At 39.5% G+C, this 19,066-nt stretch carries 20 protein-coding genes; all 20 read right to left on the bottom strand.

Translation table 11 applies throughout. The annotated features are described in order from the left end of the window. The coding region (locus QZ562_RS05470) for a chemotaxis protein CheW (protein ID WP_293757771.1) at positions 1 to 469 on the bottom strand (469 nt) is incomplete at its 3' end. 25 nt (positions 470 to 494) lie between these two features. Then, positions 495 to 1,220: a chemotaxis protein CheW gene (locus tag QZ562_RS05465; protein ID WP_293757769.1), complete on the bottom strand. Its 726-nt coding sequence runs from the start codon at positions 1,218 to 1,220 to the stop codon at positions 495 to 497. Beyond that, complete coding sequence (locus QZ562_RS05460; protein WP_293757767.1) at positions 1,217 to 1,996, bottom strand: ParA family protein; 780 nt, start codon at positions 1,994 to 1,996, stop codon at positions 1,217 to 1,219. The genes QZ562_RS05465 and QZ562_RS05460 overlap by 4 nt, the downstream gene beginning before the upstream one ends. Positions 1,997 to 2,095: 99 nt before the next feature. Next, a complete protein-coding gene (locus tag QZ562_RS05455) occupies positions 2,096 to 3,208 on the bottom strand; it encodes a chemotaxis response regulator protein-glutamate methylesterase (protein ID WP_293757766.1) in 1,113 nt (370 codons plus the stop codon). Positions 3,209 to 3,274: 66 nt separating this feature from the next. Then, positions 3,275 to 5,380: a chemotaxis protein CheA gene (locus tag QZ562_RS05450; protein ID WP_293757763.1), complete on the bottom strand. Its 2,106-nt coding sequence runs from the start codon at positions 5,378 to 5,380 to the stop codon at positions 3,275 to 3,277. A gap of 13 nt (positions 5,381 to 5,393) precedes the next feature. Further along, positions 5,394 to 6,158, bottom strand: a complete 765-nt coding sequence (locus tag QZ562_RS05445) for a protein phosphatase CheZ (protein ID WP_293757760.1) — start codon at positions 6,156 to 6,158, stop codon at positions 5,394 to 5,396. A gap of 33 nt (positions 6,159 to 6,191) precedes the next feature. Beyond that, positions 6,192 to 6,575, bottom strand: a complete 384-nt coding sequence (gene cheY / locus QZ562_RS05440) for a chemotaxis response regulator CheY (RefSeq protein ID WP_293757758.1) — start codon at positions 6,573 to 6,575, stop codon at positions 6,192 to 6,194. 57 nt (positions 6,576 to 6,632) lie between these two features. Next, the gene (locus QZ562_RS05435; RefSeq protein WP_293757756.1) at positions 6,633 to 7,364 is read right to left on the bottom strand and encodes an RNA polymerase sigma factor FliA; all 732 of its coding nucleotides are present in this window, start codon (positions 7,362 to 7,364) and stop codon (positions 6,633 to 6,635) included. Next, a complete protein-coding gene (locus QZ562_RS05430) occupies positions 7,361 to 8,227 on the bottom strand; it encodes a MinD/ParA family protein (protein WP_293757753.1) in 867 nt (288 codons plus the stop codon). The genes QZ562_RS05435 and QZ562_RS05430 overlap by 4 nt, the downstream gene beginning before the upstream one ends. After that, entirely contained in the window at positions 8,224 to 9,537 is a 1,314-nt protein-coding gene (flhF, locus tag QZ562_RS05425; protein WP_293757751.1) for a flagellar biosynthesis protein FlhF, read from the bottom strand. Before flhF ends, QZ562_RS05430 begins: the two co-directional genes overlap by 4 nt. A 45-nt stretch (positions 9,538 to 9,582) precedes the next feature. Beyond that, positions 9,583 to 11,682, bottom strand: coding sequence for a flagellar biosynthesis protein FlhA (gene flhA / locus QZ562_RS05420; protein ID WP_293757748.1), 2,100 nt, complete (start codon positions 11,680 to 11,682; stop codon positions 9,583 to 9,585). 104 nt (positions 11,683 to 11,786) lie between these two features. Beyond that, a complete protein-coding gene (gene flhB / locus QZ562_RS05415) occupies positions 11,787 to 12,911 on the bottom strand; it encodes a flagellar biosynthesis protein FlhB (RefSeq protein WP_293757746.1) in 1,125 nt (374 codons plus the stop codon). Between the two features lie 33 nt (positions 12,912 to 12,944). Beyond that, on the bottom strand, positions 12,945 to 13,730 hold the full coding sequence (gene fliR / locus QZ562_RS05410; RefSeq protein ID WP_293757744.1) for a flagellar biosynthetic protein FliR: 786 nt from the start codon (positions 13,728 to 13,730) through the stop codon (positions 12,945 to 12,947). A 32-nt stretch (positions 13,731 to 13,762) separates the two neighbouring features. After that, positions 13,763 to 14,032: a flagellar biosynthesis protein FliQ gene (gene fliQ, locus QZ562_RS05405; RefSeq protein WP_293757742.1), complete on the bottom strand. Its 270-nt coding sequence runs from the start codon at positions 14,030 to 14,032 to the stop codon at positions 13,763 to 13,765. Positions 14,033 to 14,073: 41 nt separating this feature from the next. After that, positions 14,074 to 14,829 (bottom strand): flagellar type III secretion system pore protein FliP, encoded by a 756-nt coding sequence (gene fliP / locus QZ562_RS05400; RefSeq protein ID WP_293757740.1) that lies wholly within the window; start codon positions 14,827 to 14,829, stop codon positions 14,074 to 14,076. Continuing rightward, positions 14,826 to 15,332 (bottom strand): flagellar biosynthetic protein FliO, encoded by a 507-nt coding sequence (fliO, locus tag QZ562_RS05395; RefSeq protein ID WP_293757738.1) that lies wholly within the window; start codon positions 15,330 to 15,332, stop codon positions 14,826 to 14,828. Before fliO ends, fliP begins: the two co-directional genes overlap by 4 nt. Further along, positions 15,292 to 15,702 carry a flagellar motor switch protein FliN gene (gene fliN, locus QZ562_RS05390; protein WP_293757736.1) on the bottom strand — a complete coding sequence of 137 codons (411 nt, stop codon included), beginning with the start codon at positions 15,700 to 15,702 and terminating at the stop codon, positions 15,292 to 15,294. The genes fliO and fliN overlap by 41 nt, the downstream gene beginning before the upstream one ends. A gap of 29 nt (positions 15,703 to 15,731) precedes the next feature. Further along, a complete protein-coding gene (fliM, locus tag QZ562_RS05385) occupies positions 15,732 to 16,790 on the bottom strand; it encodes a flagellar motor switch protein FliM (RefSeq protein WP_293757734.1) in 1,059 nt (352 codons plus the stop codon). Positions 16,791 to 16,818: 28 nt separating this feature from the next. Then, positions 16,819 to 17,340 (bottom strand): flagellar basal body-associated protein FliL, encoded by a 522-nt coding sequence (fliL, locus tag QZ562_RS05380; RefSeq protein ID WP_293757732.1) that lies wholly within the window; start codon positions 17,338 to 17,340, stop codon positions 16,819 to 16,821. Between the two features lie 94 nt (positions 17,341 to 17,434). Continuing rightward, positions 17,435 to 19,015 carry a flagellar hook-length control protein FliK gene (locus QZ562_RS05375; protein ID WP_293757730.1) on the bottom strand — a complete coding sequence of 527 codons (1,581 nt, stop codon included), beginning with the start codon at positions 19,013 to 19,015 and terminating at the stop codon, positions 17,435 to 17,437. Between the last annotated feature and the right edge of the window lie 51 nt (positions 19,016 to 19,066).

Below are 19,066 nucleotides of genomic sequence, written 5' to 3'. Positions count from 1 at the left end.
CTTCATCGTTGAGTAATTTATTTAAGTCAACTAAGATAAGCAATTCTCCATCTCTGTTACTCACACCTTGAATAAACTTAGCGCTTTCTTCAGTACCTACATTTGGTGCACTATCTATTTCTGAAGAACGCAAATACACCACTTCAGCGACACTATCGACTAAAATACCCACCACTTGATCATCAGACTCAATAATCACTATTCTAGTGTTGTCTGTAATATCAGAAGGAGGCAATCCAAAACGCGAACGCGTATCAATAACAGTAACAACATTACCTCTTAAATTAATAATACCTAAAACATAATCTGGAGCGCCAGGTACGGGGGCAATTTCGGTATGCCGCAATACCTCTTGTACCTGCATAACATTAATACCGTATGTCTCTTCCCCTAATTTATAGGTAACCCATTGCAAAACTTCATCATTATTTGCGGCTACATTATTGCTTAATTTACTGTCGTTACTCATTCCCATCGCTCCGGTCTGAAATAGGCTAATCGTTACTGCTTAAACCTTGGTTTAACATGCTAATCAACTGCTGTACATTTAACAAGGCACACATTTTCTTTTTAATCATTCCAGATAACCATGGACGACTACCTTCAACATTTCTCCATTTCACTTCATCTGGTAGAAGTGTCTCGGTGGCTGTGAGACTTTCACAACATAAACCCCAACCACTGTCACCCAAAACAATTAGATATGGATACTTTGTCACTCCTGCTAGTTTTTCAGCAGATTTTCCTAACATTACCCACTTTGCAGTGTCGACTACATTATACTTTTCTTCACGATGCAGCAAAACACCCTTAAACCATGCAGGTTTACCAAATAGTGGATTAACTGTCTCGATCTGGTGTATGCCACCTAATTCAATCAGAGGAACAGCCAATGTAATACCTGCAACTTCAAACAGTAGCACCTGAAATGGCTCTGTAGGAATAACAGGTTTGATAACTTTTCTTGGTGTTTCGGTTATTAATAGCTTTTTTTCGACCTCAGGCTGTATAACTTTAGCCATCACTGGAACAGTTTCTAGAGGTTCTTCTACAATTTCTTGAGTAAACTGAATAAATGGTTCAGTTCTTGGTGTAGGCGCAGTTTTTAGCAACTGCTCAACAGACTGACGCTGAGCAACTTCTACAATGGCATCATCTGTTAACAAAGCTGACATGTAGTCCTCCATCACGTCTTCATTAGCGAAGGAATTGCTACTCATTTTTGTATTTCCAATTTTTGTAAGTAACTCAACAGTTTTGCATAAGCAAAAACTCCACGGGATTTCGAACTGTACACAGATGGCGGACTTTGGGCTTGACTGGCGTCTCTAAATTTTGTGTCAACTGGAATTAACCCAATCCAAACTTTGTCTTTATAAGTGCGAGTCAAGTTACTGTATGATTCAGCTGCCGCATTAACACGTTTATCGAACATAGTCGGCACTATAGTATATGCAAAAGTCCTGGTTAAAGTTTTTTGCATAATTTGCATAGAGTGCAACATTCTTTCTAAACCTTTTAGCGCTAAAAATTCCGTCTGTACTGGTATAATAACCCTGTCACAAGCTGCAAGAGCGTTAATCATCAACACTCCTAAAACAGGTGGACAATCAACAATGGCGTAATCAAACTCTTTACGGATCAATTCTAAAGCTTGACGCAATATTAATCCCATACCACTTTGAGTGCCTAACTTTCGGTCTAGTGTTGCTAGTGCCATTGTTGCTGGTAATATGAATAAAGAGTCCAATTTGGTTGGACATAAACAGCTTAATACATCTTCTTTAGTAACAGACTTTCCTGCCATAAATATATTATACAAACTACTAGACAATTCTTCTGATTCAACACCAAAATAATAACTCAGAGAAGCTTGTGGATCAGTATCAACCAATATCACTCTGTGCCCACTTTGAGCCAACAAGCCGGCAAGGGTCACTGCAGTGGTAGTTTTACCTACACCACCTTTTTGATTTGCAACCGTCCAAACTACCACACTAATAACCACACTTTATAGATGAGAGTAGGAGGCGATGCAGTGACATCTAAGTCATTGTTCTCGTTTTGAAAAAACACCAAAAACGCTCCTTTGACCCTAATCTAGTATTTCATTTTTTATATGACTTGCCATATGTGCAATGTCATAATTCGCTTCCGATATATTGGCTATTGTTACAGCTTGTGGCATCCCATAAACCACGCAGCTTTGCTCATCCTGAGCCCATATTTTGGCGCCTTTAGCTTTTAATGTTTTACAACCTTCGCGGCCATCAGCTCCCATACCGGTTAATATAATAGCAAGCACGTTGCCTGAGTAAACTTGAGCTAAAGAATCAAACGTTACATCAACACTTGGTTTATAGGAAACATTGGGATGTCGCTCTGGTTCAGATATAACAACTCTGGCATTGCCAGCTCTACCCTCTATAGTCATATGTTTACCACCTGGTGCGAGATAACATACTCCAGGTTTTAAAATGTCACCATTCGCTGCTTCTTTTACTGTTAGCTCGCATAAATCGTGTAGACGTTTCGCAAATGCCTGAGTAAAAGAACCAGGCATATGTTGCACCATCACCACTGGAATAGGAAAGTCACTCGGTAAATCAGTTAAAATTTTCTGAAGGGCAACGGGGCCACCAGTCGATGTGCCTATGGCTAAACATGCATAACGACCTGATGTAACAGCTCTAGGATTGGTATTTGCAACTGGTTTAGTGGCAGCTTTTAATACTCTTTCGGGAACTACTGGTTTCGCCGAACGCAACGAGATAGAAGCAGTTTTTGACAAAAATCTAGACCCAATTGCCTTTCTACCACACAGCGCTTTAACACGGTTTTGAAACATCAGAATCGCTTCTTTTCTGTTTAAAGCAATATCTTCGAACTTTTTAGGTAAAAAATCTAATGCGCCTGCATCTAGTGCATCCAGTGTTGCTTGTGCGCCTTCTTTAGTAAGTGACGAAAACATAATAATTGGAACTGGATTGCTAGCCATTATTTTCTTCACAGCTGTGATCCCGTTCATGACAGGCATTTCTATATCCATTGTCACAACATCAGGCTTTAAAGATGCAACCAATGTTAAGGCTTCCTGACCGTTTTTTCCTTCACCTACCACCTCTAACTCAGCGTCTTCTTCAAGTATCTGTTTTATTCTGCGACGAAAAAAAGTTGAATCATCAACTATTAGAATCCTATAAGCCATTGTCGCTTGTCTTACCTATATCTATAACTGTCAGTTTCACGTAAGGCGTATCAAAAGCATAATTTGTTATGCTTTTTTAGCCGTATATTTTTTCAGTAAACCCGGTACATCTAATATTAAAGCGATCCCACCATCACTCGTTATCGTGGCTCCAGCCATTCCGGGTGTGCCTTGAAGTAACTCATCTAGGGGTTTTATCACGACTTCTTCCTGACCAATAAGTGCATCAACTACAAATCCAAGTTGCTTCGTACCTATTTGTACAACCACCACATGCCCTATGCTCTTATCAATATTAACTTCACCCCTAGCTAACCACTCCCCTAAATAAAATAATGGAATCGCTTTAGAGCGGACAATCATAGTCAATTGACCATCAACAGTGTTGAGCTTTTGCATATCAAGATTGATTATTTCATTCACAGAAACTAGCGGTAGAGCAAAGGTTTGTTTACCGATAACTATCATTAGTGTGGGTAAAATAGCTAACGTTAATGGCACTTTTATTTCAAGTGTGGTGCCAACGCCGATCTTAGAATCAATAGTAACCGAACCGTTTAACTGATTAATCTTTGTTTTCACTACGTCCATGCCAACACCACGGCCTGATACTTCAGATATTTCGGTTTTAGTTGAAAAACCTGGTGCAAAAATCAGATTGAATGCTTCTACATCACTCATTCTTGCGGCAGTATCAGCATCCATAACACCACGAGAAACCGCAATTTCCTTGAGTTTATCTGGGTCCATGCCTTTACCATCGTCTATAATTCTTAACAGAATATGGTCTCCTTCTTGAGATGCAGTCAATTTTACTGTTCCCATAGAAGGTTTACCTGCAGCTATTCTTTCTTCGGGCATCTCAATACCGTGGTCAACAGAGTTTCGAACTAAATGCACCAATGGATCGGCTAGGGCTTCTACTAAGTTTTTATCTAAGTCGGTTTCTTCACCTTCAAGTTCGAGAGTAATTTCTTTTTTAAGGGTTCTAGCAAGGTCACGTACAACTCGAGGAAAACGTCCAAATACTTTCTTAATAGGCTGCATGCGGGTTTTCATTACCGCACCTTGCAAATCGCCTGTGACGACATCTAAGTTTGCGATGGCCTTTGCCATGCTCTCATTATTAACATTATTACTCAAACTGAGTAGACGGTTTCTGACTAATACCAATTCGCCTACCATATTCATGATCTGATCCAGACGTTTCGTATCAACTCTAACCGTGGTTTCTGCTTGAGGAGCAGCCGAAGATTTCTTCTCTTCTTTTTTTGCTACTACAGGTTTAGCTAATTGTTCTTTTTCGACCGGCGTAAAGACTTTTTTAACTTCAGTTGGTTTCTCAGCGACGGGGATTATTTCATTAACTACAGCAGCACTTTTAGGTGGCTCATCAGCTGGACCTTTACCTTTGCCGTGCAATTGGTCTAGGAGTGCTTCAAACTCATCATCAGAAATATCATCATTAGCAGTATTTTCTGGAATTGAAACATCTTTTACCTGACTATCATCAAGTACCTTTTCGCCTTTGAATTGTCCCTTACCATGAAGTTGATCAAGTAATGCCTCAAATTCATCATCACTAATATCTTGATCGTTTGTAGACGAATCTTCTATTACAGAAGATTCTTTGGCTGTAGGTGCACTGTCACCGTGAAGCTCATCTAGTAAAGCTTCAAATTCATCTTCACTAAAATCACCAGAAGCCGTGGAAACCTGCTCATTCATAATCACATCAACATTAGGCTCAGGCTTATTCACTGATGCAATCTCGTCTAAAGATTCTGGTTTACTTAATCTAGTGAGGGTATCGATAAGACTCTTTTCGACAGCGACCAATGGGTCACCAGCTTTGACAAGTTCAAACATTTGAACCACTTCATCAGTAGCCTGTAATATTACATCCATCAGTTCAGGTGTAAGAGCGCGTTGACCGTTTCGCATGACATCAAAAACGTTTTCTGCACCGTGACAGATGTCGACTAATTCATTAAGTGATAAAAACCCAGCACCACCTTTAACCGTGTGGTAGCCCCTAAAAATAGCATTCAAGAGATTTGCATCTTCTGGGTTATTTTCTAATTCGACAAGCTGACCTTGTAATTGTTCTAAAATTTCCCCAGCTTCAACCAGAAAGTCAGCTAGTATTTCCTCGTCAACATCAAATGTCATATTAAAAGCGCCCCTAAAATCCTAGACTCGAAAGCAAATCATCTACGTCATCTTGATTTGACGCTACGTCTTCTCTGCTGTCGGCATTTAATATTGGACCTTCAGCTTTTACAGTATCGGCTTCGTTCTCAGAATTATTAGGTTTTTCAACAATTTCTAGACCATCTTTAGGATCAACACCACCAAACATAGTAAGCATATAAACTAAGTTGTCCTCAACTTCTTTAACCAGTTCTATAACTCGCCTAATAATTTGCCCTGTTAAATCTTGGTAGCCTTGAGCCATCAATACTTCAGTCAGAAGGCCAGTTAATTTAGCAGAATCATTACCCCCATCATTCAGAAAACCATCCATTTCATTAACAAGCAGGTTGAAATCACCTAGTTGTAATTCTCGTGCCATTAATTTATCCCACTGTGGCCTCAGACTAACAATCCCACTATGCAATTTTTCTGCAATAGGCATGCAAGAGTCTACCAAATCCATGGTCCTATTTGCTGCTTCTTCGGTTGCTTCTATAACATAATTGAGTCGTGTTTGAGCATCTGGGATATCTTCATTAGTCATGTTGATTATACGAGTATCTAATTGAAAATTATTCAATGAATCGTGGAGTTGGCGGGTCAATTTACCGACTTCAGCAAATAACTCAATGGAACTTTGTCCAGCAGCAGAGTCAAGAAGTTCATGAGCTCCTTGGTTGTCGCCATTTTCAATCAACAATACTAATTTTTTTGCGTCTTCAAGAGAAATTGGCGCAGAATTAAAGGTCTTCATACAATCTTTCCTCGTAATCAGCTTAGCTTTAATTTAACCAAGTCTTTCAAAGATTTTCGCCAATTTCTCTTTTAATGTCGCAGCAGTAAAAGGTTTAATAACATATCCATTAACACCAGCTTGCGCTGCAGCTACGATTTGTTCCTTTTTCGCCTCAGCAGTAACCATTAAAACAGGAATATGCTTTAAACTCGCATCAGCACGTATAGCTCTGAGCAAGTCAATACCTTGCATGCCAGGCATGTTCCAATCGGTCACAACAAAATCAAAATCACCTTGTTTCAACATAGGCAACGCGGTGTTTCCATCGTCAGCTTCTTGTATATTTGCAAATCCAAGATCTCTAAGTAAATTCTTGATAATCCGACGCATTGTCGAAAAGTCATCAACAACAAGGATCTTCATATTTTTATCCAAAACTACCTCCGGTGATAATTCTAACGCTCGGGTTAAAATCCAACATTATTACTATAATTATTTTTCGTTTGAACGCCAATATTGCATGCGAGACTTAATTTTCAACATGGCTTGGCTATGTATTTGACTCACTCTAGACTCACTTACATCCAGAACCTCACCAATTTCCCGCAGATTTAACTCTTCATCATAATATAAGGACAACACAATTGCTTCACGTTCTGGCAATGTTGTAATAGAATATGCCAATGCTTTTTGAAACGCACCTTGAAGAAAGTCTTCAAAGGGCGTATCGGAACTTTTTGTTTGTTGTGTGCTTATCACATCCTCAGTTACGCCTAAATCCTCTATGCCTATAATTTTTCCAGCATTCACTTCATTTAACATTTGGTGATAACTTTCAATACTGACTTGTAATTTTTCTGCAACATCTAAATCGCGGGCATCACGACCAGTTTCGCGTTCAACTTGATTGATAGCTTCAGTTATAGCACGGCCGTTCTTATGTACAGAACGAGGCGTCCAATCACCTTTGCGTATTTCATCCAACATGGAACCTCTAATGCGGATCCCTGCGAATGTTTCAAAACTTGCACCTTTGCTTCCATCAAAATTTCTCGATGCTTCCAACAGACCTATCATACCGGCTTGGATCAAATCATCCACTAGAACACTAGCTGGCAAACGAGCAACCAAATGATGAGCAATTCGCTTAACTAGCGAAGCATGTCTTTCAACCAACTCATTCTTATTGGAAAGTTGTTGATAAGCAGCAGCTTTACTATTCACCTGTTATCGTCCATTGTATTTTTTGTGACCAATTGTTCTAGAAAAAATTCTAGATGACCACCTGGTTGATTAGGTATAGGCCATTCTATCGCTCTTTTAGCAAGCCTCTTTATAGCTATAGCTGCAGGTGAAGTAGGAAATGCTTCCACAATTGCTTTTTGTTTTCTGACAGACTTGCGAACATTTTCATCAAAAGGAATAACTGCAACAAGCTCTAGTGCCACATCTAAAAATCTATCTGTTACTTTCGATAATTTGGAAAATAATTCATCACCTTCGCGTATACTACGCACCATATTGGCAACAATTTTAAAACGAAATATACCATGCTCTTTGTTCAGAATTTTTATCAGTGCATAAGCATCCGTAAGAGATGTTGGTTCGTCACAAACCACCATAATAATATCTTGAGACGCCTTAGAAAAGCTTAATACCATATCTGAAATACCGGCCGCAGTGTCGACAATCAATACATCTATTTGCGATTGTAATTCACTAAAAGCACGAATAAGACCAGCGTGCTCCGTTGCCGTAAGCTCTGTCATTGACTGGCTACCAGAGCTAGCAGGTGCAATCTTGATCCCATAAGGTCCCTCAACTAAGACCTCGTCTAAGGTACACTCACCTGATAATACATGAGATAGGTTTTTTTCAACTCGAAGACCTAAAAGTACATCAACGTTGGCCAAACCTAAGTCAGCATCCAGAACCATGACTCTTTTGCCTTGTTGAGCAAGTGATATAGCAGTATTTAGAGTAACATTTGTTTTTCCTACACCACCCTTACCACCAGTCACGGCTATTACTTTTATCAATTTAGACTGATTCATTCTTCTTAAACTACTCGCTTGGTCCACAATCATACTGCTACTGCTGCGTTATTAACGATATTGGGTCTATTATGAATTAAACCGAATTTTTTATAAAGCTTCGCCGCACTAGTAATTAAAAATTTTGTGCTTGCAGGTTGCAGATCCTCAGGTACTCTTTGACCGTCAGCCAAATAACAAATTTGTAATTTGTTCTCAATTGCCACGCTGATTACCTCTCCTAAGCTGTAACATTCGTCTAATTTTGTCAATATACACCCTTGTAAAGAAATCTTTTGATATTCATTTACTGTTTGTTGCATCACACGGTATTGACAATTTGCTTGCATCACCAAATAATTTCTAATATTAGCACAGGTATTTTGCTTCATTGTTTCTAACTGTTTGATAAGCCTCGCATCTTTTTGACTAAAACCTGCTGTATCTACCATCACTAAACGTTTATTTCTAAATTGATAAAGCAAATCTGATAACTCATTTGAATTTTGTGCTTGTTTAACACTACAGCCAATGATTTTTCCATAGGTAGCAATTTGTTCGTATGCACCTATTCGATAATTATCTAAAGTAATAATTGCTACCTGATCAACACCAAATTTATGTGCTGCTTGAGCTGCAAGTTTAGCTATGGTGGTAGTTTTACCTGTGCCTGTTGGCCCCATTAATGCAATTACGCCCGGTTGAGACAATATGTCGTCGTGTTTGGTTTGTAATCTGTTAGCTAAAAGTTTGAGAAGAAATAACCAAGATTGTCTCTCATCGGCACCTTCTGGTGCATAAGAAACAACTTCTTCCGCTAAAACATCCGATATCCCCATTTGCTGCAACCTTCTTAACAAATATCCATGCAGGGGATGTTTGCGGTTTTTTTCTTGCTCAATCAACCCGGAAACCTGAAATTGCAAAATTTGGCGTAAAGAAGATAACTCTTGACGCATTTCTTGTAGGGCATCTTGTTGCTGATTATCTTGCTGAAAATTTGAAGAAACAGAATTACCTGAATAAATTTGTGGCTGTTGTTCAGTTGCTTGCTTGACATCTTTGTATTGCGATTCAGAAGCAGACTTGGACTGTTTTTCTAAAAGTGCCTTTAAACTATCTGGTCCTGAGTCACCAATTATTTCACTCAAAGTAGGCGTTTTCTTTGGTAAGTTAGCCGATTTATTGGGCACAACCTTACTAGGTAATAACTGAGCATCAGGCTCTTTGTCATAGGCAGCAATTATTTCGATACCGTCAGCATGTTTTTTATTTGACATAATTACCGCGTCACCACCTAACTCATCTTTTACTTGCTTAAGTGCTTCTCGCATATCTTTGCCATAAAACCGTCTGATTTTCATATATACCCTTTTTGTACCCACATCACACTAGACCGATCTGTCAGATTATTGACCTACGGCACTGACAATTTTAATTTGTTTGTCGTCAGGTATTTCCTGATAAGACAACACATGTAATCCACTCACAGAGTGTTTTAAAAATTTTGATAATACCGGCCTTAACATACCTGAGGTCAATAAAACTGCAGGTTCACCTGCTAATTCTTGTTGCTGAGCGGCTTCGTTTAACGACACTTGTAAACGTTCAGCAAGACCGGGTTCAATTCCCGCACCATCTGCTCCTCCAGCTTGTAGTGACTGGTGCAACATCTGTTCCAATTCTGGTGCCAAAGTAATAACAGGTATTTCTCCCAAACCACCGTTTATTTCTTGAACAATTAAGCGTTTTAGAGCGATACGTACCGCAGAAACCAATACGTCAGGATCTTGGCTTTTGGGGCCAAACTCACATAATGTTTGCACTATGCTGCGCATATCTCTTATCGGCACACCTTCGTAAAGCATGGTTTGTAGAACTTTGACTACTGTGCTCAGTGGCAATATATCAGGCACTAAACCTTCGACAAGTTTAGGACTGTTTTTTGCCAGCAAATCTAACAATTGTTGAACTTCTTCATGTCCTAACAATTGATAGGCATTATTGGTTAACAATTGGCTTAAATGAGTAGCAACGACTGTGGCAGCATCCACTACCGTATAACCTAAGGTTTGTGCATGTTCTCTTTGATTGGCTCTGATCCAGACAGCATCGAGTCCAAAGGCAGGATCTTTTGTCACTTTGCCTTCTAATTTACCAAACACTTGCCCTGGATTAATTGCTAATTCATCATCATGGCTCAATTCAGCTTCGCCTACAGTGACACCTAACATAGCAATGGTGTAATTATTTGGGCTTAGATCTAAGTTGTCACGGATATGTACGGGTGGGATCAAGAAACCTAATTCTTGGGATAATTTTTTCCGGACACCTTTAATACGAGTAAGCAATTCGCCACCTTGAGCTTTATCTACCAATGGGATCAATCTATAACCCACTTCTAAGCCGATGGTATCCACATGCTGCACGTCATCCCAACTAAGCTCTTTTACTTCTAATGGCTGTTGATTGTGTTCAGGTAAAGATTTAACCGCTACTGGTTCATTGGCAATTTTTTTTGCGCGCCAATGGCTATAATAAGCGTAACCACCCACCACCGCACTGAACCCCAAAAAAGCAACATGGGGCATACCGGGTACAATCCCCATTACGAACAAAATACCAGAGGTGATATAGAGTGCCCGTTGATTTCCCAATTGCTTAGTTAATTCTTTGCCCATTTCTTGTGAGTCATTTTCTCTTGTCACAATAATAGCGGTGGCTACTGACAACAGTAATGAAGGAATTTGTGCAACTAAGCCATCACCTATTGTTAATAATGTATATATTTCAATGGCATCACCAAAAGCCAGATCATGTTGGATCATCCCAATAAACAAGCCTCCCACTATGTTTATTAACATAATGAATAAACCAGCAATTGCATCACCCTTAACAAATTTTGAGGCACCGTCCATGGAGCCATAAAAATCTGCTTCACTAGTTACTTCAAAACGACGTTTACGGGCTTCATCGGAATCAATAAAACCGGCATTTAGATCTGCATCTATAGCCATCTGTTTACCGGGCATGGCGTCCAAAGTAAAACGTGCACTGACTTCTGAAATTCGCCCCGCGCCAGCGGTAACCACTTTGAAGTTAATGATGAGTAAAATAGCAAAAACAACGATACCTACTGCATAATTCCCACCAATGACTACTTCACCAAAAGCTTGTATTACCTTACCTGCTGCATCACCTCCTTCGTGACCCTCAAGTAAAACTATTCTTGTTGACGCTACATTTAAGGCAAGTCGTAATACAGTCGCAATTAACAGTACAAGAGGAAAAATACCAAAATCAACGGGTTTTTTAGTAAAGACTGACACCAATATGACCACAAGAGAAAGGGCAATATTAAAGCTAAATAAGATGTCCAATAAGAAAGCTGGCATAGGTAAAATCACCATGCCCATTATTGCTAATAGGACGATTGGTGCGCCTAAACCAGATGATATGGACTTGAATTGATTTTTGTCAAATCGACCGAAATAAGAGGCTAATTGCATAAACGAAAAATTGACGCTTTGTTGATTCTGTTGACCTTATAAGTAGTAAAAGCAACTAGTGAGCCAAGTCTGTTTAGAAGCATGATTTTAATTATAAAATAACGTTATCGTCTTAATTCAGGCGGAATAGGCAGGTTACTTTTAATTGGTTTAGGACGTTTACCTTTACCTTGCTTAAAGGCTTTTAATTGATACACATATGCCAATACCTGAGCTACGGCCATAAACAACTTTTCCGGAATTTCGTGATCTGTTTCAGTTGAATAATAAATAGCCCTAGCAAGCATAGGAGAAGCCACGATGGGTACTTCATGGGCATTGGCAATTGTTCTAATATGCATCGCCATTTCATCGACTCCTTTAGCTACTAAAGTCGGCGCGCGGGTACCAAACTGATCGTACTTTAATGCAACAGAAAAGTGAGTTGGGTTGGTTACTATCACATCAGCGTTCGGCACTTCTTGCATCATACGGTTAGCAGCAGCTTGATATTGTAACTTACGAATTCTGCTTTTAACTTGAGGATCGCCGTCGGCATTTTTACGTTCGTCTTTAACTTCCTGTAACGACATTTTCATTTCTTTGTTGTGTTTATAACTCTGATAAGGCACATCAAACACAGCTATGGGGATCAAAGCACAACACATCATCAAAAAAGCCCATGCAATTAAATCTAAGGCATGAAACAAGTTTTGTGGATACAGTTCTAAGTCCAAATGTAACGCTTCATCTTTAAATATAATAAGTGCTACGTATGCCATCAGCGCCACCACCACAAATTTAGCTATCGCTTTAAATAATTCCACTACGCTGTTCATACCGAACATTCGCTTAAATCCAGCTATTGGGCTTATTTTTTGAGCTTTTGGCGCCGCTGAATCCCAAGTGAAATTATATCCACCTAGAGCAATATTGCCGTAAATGCCTGCAACAGTCACAATCAGCATATAAGACAATACAGGCAAGCTGATGGTGTCAATGGCAAACCCCCATGCTTGAAACATATGGGTAAAATCGTAAGTCTCGTCGCGAGACAGAGTAAACGTGCGCTGTGACACTTCAAACAAAGCGTTAGCAATCTCAGAACCAATAACTAAGAAACTGACGCCACTGGAGATTAAAACTAAAGTTGTCGACAGCTCTTTAGACCTAGCAATTTGCCCTTTTTTACGGGAGTCCTCAATTTTTTTGGAGGTGGGTTCTTCTGTTTTTTCGTTTGCATCAGACATGGCTTACCTCTATTAACTTAAATTCACTACCACTTAAGTACACACTAGCACCAGCTGGCACATCATATTCAGTGCCCGCTCCCACATCACCTCAAAGTGATGCGTTAAGTTGTCTAAAGTTAACCAAATAATCAAAAGCCCCATAATTTGAGCGATGGCGAAACCAATACTAAAAATATTTAATTGTGGCGCTGCTTTTGTCATCACACCAAAGGCCAGATTCACAATAAGTAATGACACAATAGGCGCCAGAGAAATGGTGACAGCTGAAATAAACATCCAGCCTGCCCAGTGTGCAATGTCTCTAAATTGTTCTGGGGCAAACCATGCCTCACCAATCGGAAAAGCCTCAAAACTCATCACAATCATGCGTATCATGGCTAAATGTCCATCTAATGACCAAAATAGCAGTGTTGCTAATATAAGATAAAACTGTCCCACTGCAGGCACACTGATACCATTAACTGGATCAACTATTGATGCAAAACCCAAGCCCGTTTGAAGAGCCACTATTTGTCCTGCTAACACAAAAGTGTTGAGCACCATATTCGACAAAAAACCCAATGCTATGCCAATAATTAATTGCTGGGCCACTAATAAGAACGTACCTACAGAAAAAAGGTCGTTTGCTGGAATCGGAACTGGCGGGATAACGGGCATGATAATAAGGGTCAAAAAAAGTGTCAGCAGCGCCCTTGTCATAGGTGGCACTGTCTTAGCACTCAAACCCACCATAGAGGCAAATAACCCTGATATACGCATAAATGGCAACAATAAATCCGCCAGATACTGCATGATGGTAGTCGTTGCTATATCCAAGATTTAGCCTTGGTCTAAAACAAGTAGTAACACTAGCCTAATACTTCAGGGATACGTTCTACCATAGTAAAAAAGAAGTCCATAAGCTTCTGCACTAGCCAATGTCCACCCCAACTAAGTGCCAACAAAGTGACAATCAGACGCGGCAAAAAACTCATTGTTTGTTCATTGATAGAGGTTGCGGCTTGAAACACAGCAACAATTAATCCAACAAATAAACTAGGCAGGATAATCGCCGAAACCAACAGAATAACCATCTGCAACGCTTCTTTGAGTATATCGACGAAGACTTCTGGACTCATGGGTGCACCTTATTATTAATTCTCTGGCCGTATAACATTCGCTAACTCATCCCAAAACTATTGGCCAAGGTGCCAAAGACTAAGTTCCAACCATCCACTAATACAAATAACATCAGCTTAAAAGGCAATGATACGATCATGGGTGACAACATCATCATACCCATCGCCATCAATATTGAAGCGACTACCAAATCTAAAATTAAAAAGGGGATAAATAACATAAAGCCAATTTGGAATGCAGTCTTGAGTTCGCTTGTTACAAATGCAGGGATCAAGACATTCATAGGCACATCAGCAGGCTCTTGAAACTGTCCATCCATGCCGCCAATTTGCACAAAAGTCTCTAGATCTTTAACCCGTGTTTGTGCCAGCATAAATGCACGCAATGGTTCTTTACCAATTTCATAAGCTTGGATTGAGGTAAGCTCTTCATTTAAGTAAGGTTGTAATGCCGTTTCGTTTATCTTTTCAAAAACAGGTGCCATGATAAACATCGATAGAAACAAACTCACCCCCACCAAAATCTGGTTAGAGGGTGATTGCTGCAGACCTATTGCTTGACGTAAAATTGACAGAACAATTATGATCCGCGTGAACGAGGTCATCATCATCACAAAAGCAGGCAGTAAACTTAACGATGTCATGATAGCTACAACCTGGAGGGTCATAGTATAGTCTTTACTGCCATCTGGATTATCAGTCAGCTTTAATGCAGGGATCCCAGGTTCTGCCAAAACTAATCCACTAAACAAAATAAGAAACAACATCAAGCAGGCATACAAACATGTTTTTTTCATGACTGTTTTCCATCAATACTGCTTGTTTTATTATTTTTCGGGATAGTGGGGTTAATTTTACCAGCCATAAAAAATGCAAGTTTATCTTTGAAATTTTCGTTGCTTGGCGATGCTGGCTTATTATTAATAAGCGTAGATAAAGTCGCTAAATGGCTGATGTTATGAGCCGTAACACCCAATAGATGTTGCTCACCCGCTACCTCAATAACCAAAACTCTTTCTTTGGCTCCTGCCATCATAGAAGCTACAACTTTTAAATTTGAAGTGCCAGATTGGGTGACGTTAAACCGTCGCATGAGGTATGCAAGTATAAAAACAACACCAATAACCAACAATAAAGAAAGGAATATTGACACTATTGATGTGGGATTTGAGAGACTTTCAGACGCCGAATAGGCCTCAAAAGGAACACATAAACATGAGCAGAAAGCTATCCAAGCCCATGTTTTATAGGCTTTTTGTTTATCTAATTTTTTTAATTCTTTCCAATTGACTAATAACATCAGTTAATCTAATACCAAATTTATCGTTGACGACTACTACCTCACCATGAGCAATCAACGTGCCATTTACTAAAACATCTAATGGTTCTCCTGCAATTCTGTCCAACTCCACTACAGAACCTTGGTTTAATTGTAGTAAGTTTCGGATACTAATATTGGTCCTTCCCACTTCCATAGCGATAGTCACAGGAATATCTAGGATGGTATCGAGTTTGCGCTTTTCATTCGACGTGATTTCATGGTCTTCATCAAATTCTTCAAGTTCAGCAATTTCTGCATCAGTGCCAAACTCAACTTCAGTTTTACCTTTATCATCAGCCTGTTCTTCCATGGCATCAGCCCAATCATCTAAACCGTCTTCTTCACTCATTATTTACTCCATACTGTAGACAAATAGATTTACCAATCATCTTCGAGGGTTTGCAATTCGGCGTCGTTATCGATTCTTCGACCACCTTTAGTTAACAGTTGCAACTCAGACTTCACTGAAGTTGGGCGCGCAATTTTCTCAATTATTTTAAGTGCTACGTTCTCTCTTGAACGACCTAACTTGGCCCTAAACGTCGGTAAACCCTCGATTAGCACAGTAATATGGTTAGGCATTTCTATGGGTATTACATAACCCGACTTTAACTCCATAACATCTTTTAACGATAATTTCACATCCATCATATGGGTAGATAAAGCGACCTGCACATCCATCATTTCATCTCGTAAAGCTTTGCTCCAACGTAAATCAGTATCTTCTTTATCGCTTTGTACACCGGCATCTAAGAGCTCTCTTATAGGCTCCAGCATTGAATAAGGTAAAGATATGTGGAAATCACCACCGCCACCGTCTAGCTCTATGTGGAAAGAGCTGATCACCACAACTTCTGTTGGGCTAACAATATTGGCCATTGCTGGGTTTACTTCAGAGTCTAGATATTCAAATGACACGTCCATGACAGGTGCCCATGCTTCTTTGTAATCTTCAAAAATAAGCTTCAATAACATCTGGACGATACGCCGTTCAGTTGGAGTAAATTCTCTGCCTTCAATTTTTGCGTGAAAACGACCATCGCCACCAAAAAAGTTATCAACCAAAATAAATACGAGCCTTGCCTCCATGGTGATAAGTCCAGTACCTTTAAGTGGTCGAAAACGCACCATGTTCAAACTAGTAGGTACAAAAAGAGTGTGAATGTACTCACCAAACTTAATCATTTGAATGCCGTTAATAGAAACGTCTGCCGCACGACGCATCATATTAAACAGACTGACACGCATATGCCGAGCAAAACGTTCATTAACGATTTCAAGTGTTGGCATGCGTCCACGAACAATACGATCTTGAGAAGAAAAGTCGTATTCCATTGCTGAGCCTTCAGACACAGTTTTGTCAACTTCTTCTTCCTCCACATCATCTACACCATGTAATAGTGCATCAATTTCGTCTTGTGATAATAAATCGCTCAATCTAACTCTCTCATTAACAAATCAGTTGTTACTGCATAACAAAACCAGTGAAAAGTATTTCTTCAACTGTCTTGTCACCGCTGATATTCAGCATGGTTTTCTGTAATTCTTTTAAAGCACTATTACGAATGGCTTTTTTGCCCGCCTCAGTAGCAAGAGCATCAGCATTAGCAGTACTGAACGTTTTCAACAAAGTGCCTTCAATTAAAGGAATATGCATCTTTGCTTGTTCTTCGTTATCGGAACCTCGTAACATTAGCTGCACTTTAATCTCGACTAAGCGGTCTCGTCCAACCCCAGGCACATTAAATACGAACGGTCTAGGCATTGCGACATATAAAGCAGTTCCAGCTTTGGAAAAAAAGTCAACACTTTCTTCCCCTTCCGGCATTGTCTCACTGGCGGACGGCTCAGTTGCATCATCGTCACCCATCAAAAAAAAATAACTGGCACCACCTACCGCAATTAGTATAAAAACGACGACAGCAACAATAATAATTAGTTTGTTTTTTTTGCCGCCCTCTTCCAACTTTAATTCTTCTTCAGCCATTCTTTTCTCTCAATTTGTCAAACTTTAGGAACATGTTCCTATTATCAGCCCCAAAGTTAAATTGGCAAAGGGCTTTAGGCTATTTCATTACAAACTAAACAAAATAATCGATCCCGCCTAGGGCCCCGTTGATAATATTTTGCTGTGCAAAAGTTTGTTCAGGTAACTCAGTATTTTCAGTACCATCATCGCTATGGTTTTTCTGCCCGGATAGTTCACCGTCGCCCTGCCCTTGTCGATCATCGCTTTCTTGACGTACTGAGGATTCGCCAAGTTCAATACCTTTTTCAGCTAACATTTCTCTTAATTTGGGGGTGGCAGTGTCTACTGCATCTCGTGCTTGTTGGGATTGAACCACAAAATTTACAGTTGCTGACTCCCCAGAAAGTGCAACTTTAACATGAACTGAACCTAATTCAGCTGGATCGAGTCGTATCTCAGCCACTAAGTTTTTAGTGTTCATCATCCAACGCACTTTTTCAGCTAACTGCTGATGCCCCTCAGGTTTAGCTATATTAATGGCTTTTTCAAACTTAGACTCAAATTGATTTAATTGAGTTTGTTTGCTTTGTTCGCCCTGAATTTGGGCAATATCTTTTAGCGAAGCGCTATAAGTTTGCTCATGATTTTGTTCGATCATACGATTCATTGACTGAGCTAAATCTAACACCTGAGAAACACTTTTTACAACCAGTTCTAGATTGACCGGTGCCTTAGAAATAGCTTCAGACTCATTAGTTTTTGATAACGCATTTGACAACATCGCTTTTAAATCAATTCCTGGCTCTCTACCCTGAGACAATTGCTCTTTAAATTCCTCTAAGCCCGACTTCATCGCAGAAATAAAATCCTTTGAAGAAGATTCAACTACATTAACAACCGGCAAAGCAAACTTTTCAGGACCTATCGACTCAGCAGATTTTTTATTATCAAACACTCGTTGAGCAATATTCTCCAACACTCTATCCAGCTGTTTATCAGACAGATTTAAAATATTTTTTAAATCATTATCACTGGCCATATTTTCGGTTTTAATTACAGCAGGTAAATTAGTGTCAACTTGTTGAGCATGCACCGATTTGTCTAATGTATGGGCTTCATCAGTTACAGAATTAATGAGTAAAGTTTTGAGAAGCGATTTATCTTCATCTAAAGTTAAGTCTGCAGCCATCAAACTTTTTGGGTTCAATAAAACTTCATCTACAGCTTCGTCAACGATTGATATCTCTCCCGAAAGTTTTGTGAGTTCATTCTGCAATAACAAATTCTCATCTATTCCCACCATGAGTGCGTCAACTACCTGTTCTTTATTCGTTCCAATAGAGGAATTTGTTAGTTGCGCGATATCTGCTAGCTTCTGCAAATTATCAACCAACGACACCCATTCTTGAGTATCAATATCAAAATTGTCATCTTTAACGGTAAATTGCTTAACAGGCTCGCCTTTTGACAAGCTTGTTGTTTCTGTATTCAAGTTTTTTGTATGACTATTTGAAGTGCTTTTAATTTTTGTGGATGGTTGAGTTGATGATGACACTTTATTTATTTCGTCACTCGATTGTTGCAGTAACTTATCGAACTGTTTATTTAACTCAGGCTCAGTCATTGAACTGGCATCCGGACCTGTGGCAAAAGCGGCAACTTCTGATTTGGCTGTGGCAACATGTTGCATCATTATTTTTTATCCATCGAACTGACAAATTAAAACTAAAGTACTAATTTATAA

The sequence above is a fragment of the uncultured Paraglaciecola sp. genome (genome assembly GCF_913058035.1).
Lineage (GTDB): Bacteria > Pseudomonadota > Gammaproteobacteria > Enterobacterales > Alteromonadaceae > Paraglaciecola.
The sequence above is the reverse complement of the archived record's forward strand: the minus strand, read 5'-3'. Positions and strand labels throughout refer to the sequence as shown.

Coding starts and splice junctions, on each gene's coding strand:
- QZ562_RS05465 (WP_293757769.1), bottom strand. CDS start 1,220: ATGAGTAGCAATTCCTTCGCTAATGAAGACGTGATGGAGGACTACATG.
- QZ562_RS05455 (WP_293757766.1), bottom strand. CDS start 3,208: ATGGCTTATAGGATTCTAATAGTTGATGATTCAACTTTTTTTCGTCGC.
- QZ562_RS05450 (WP_293757763.1), bottom strand. CDS start 5,380: ATGACATTTGATGTTGACGAGGAAATACTAGCTGACTTTCTGGTTGAA.
- QZ562_RS05445 (WP_293757760.1), bottom strand. CDS start 6,158: ATGAAGACCTTTAATTCTGCGCCAATTTCTCTTGAAGACGCAAAAAAA.
- QZ562_RS05430 (WP_293757753.1), bottom strand. CDS start 8,227: ATGATTGTGGACCAAGCGAGTAGTTTAAGAAGAATGAATCAGTCTAAA.
- flhF (WP_293757751.1), bottom strand. CDS start 9,537: ATGAAAATCAGACGGTTTTATGGCAAAGATATGCGAGAAGCACTTAAG.
- flhA (WP_293757748.1), bottom strand. CDS start 11,682: ATGCAATTAGCCTCTTATTTCGGTCGATTTGACAAAAATCAATTCAAG.
- flhB (WP_293757746.1), bottom strand. CDS start 12,911: ATGTCTGATGCAAACGAAAAAACAGAAGAACCCACCTCCAAAAAAATT.
- fliQ (WP_293757742.1), bottom strand. CDS start 14,032: ATGAGTCCAGAAGTCTTCGTCGATATACTCAAAGAAGCGTTGCAGATG.
- fliP (WP_293757740.1), bottom strand. CDS start 14,829: ATGAAAAAAACATGTTTGTATGCCTGCTTGATGTTGTTTCTTATTTTG.
- fliO (WP_293757738.1), bottom strand. CDS start 15,332: ATGTTATTAGTCAATTGGAAAGAATTAAAAAAATTAGATAAACAAAAA.
- fliN (WP_293757736.1), bottom strand. CDS start 15,702: ATGAGTGAAGAAGACGGTTTAGATGATTGGGCTGATGCCATGGAAGAA.
- fliL (WP_293757732.1), bottom strand. CDS start 17,340: ATGGCTGAAGAAGAATTAAAGTTGGAAGAGGGCGGCAAAAAAAACAAA.
- QZ562_RS05375 (WP_293757730.1), bottom strand. CDS start 19,015: ATGATGCAACATGTTGCCACAGCCAAATCAGAAGTTGCCGCTTTTGCC.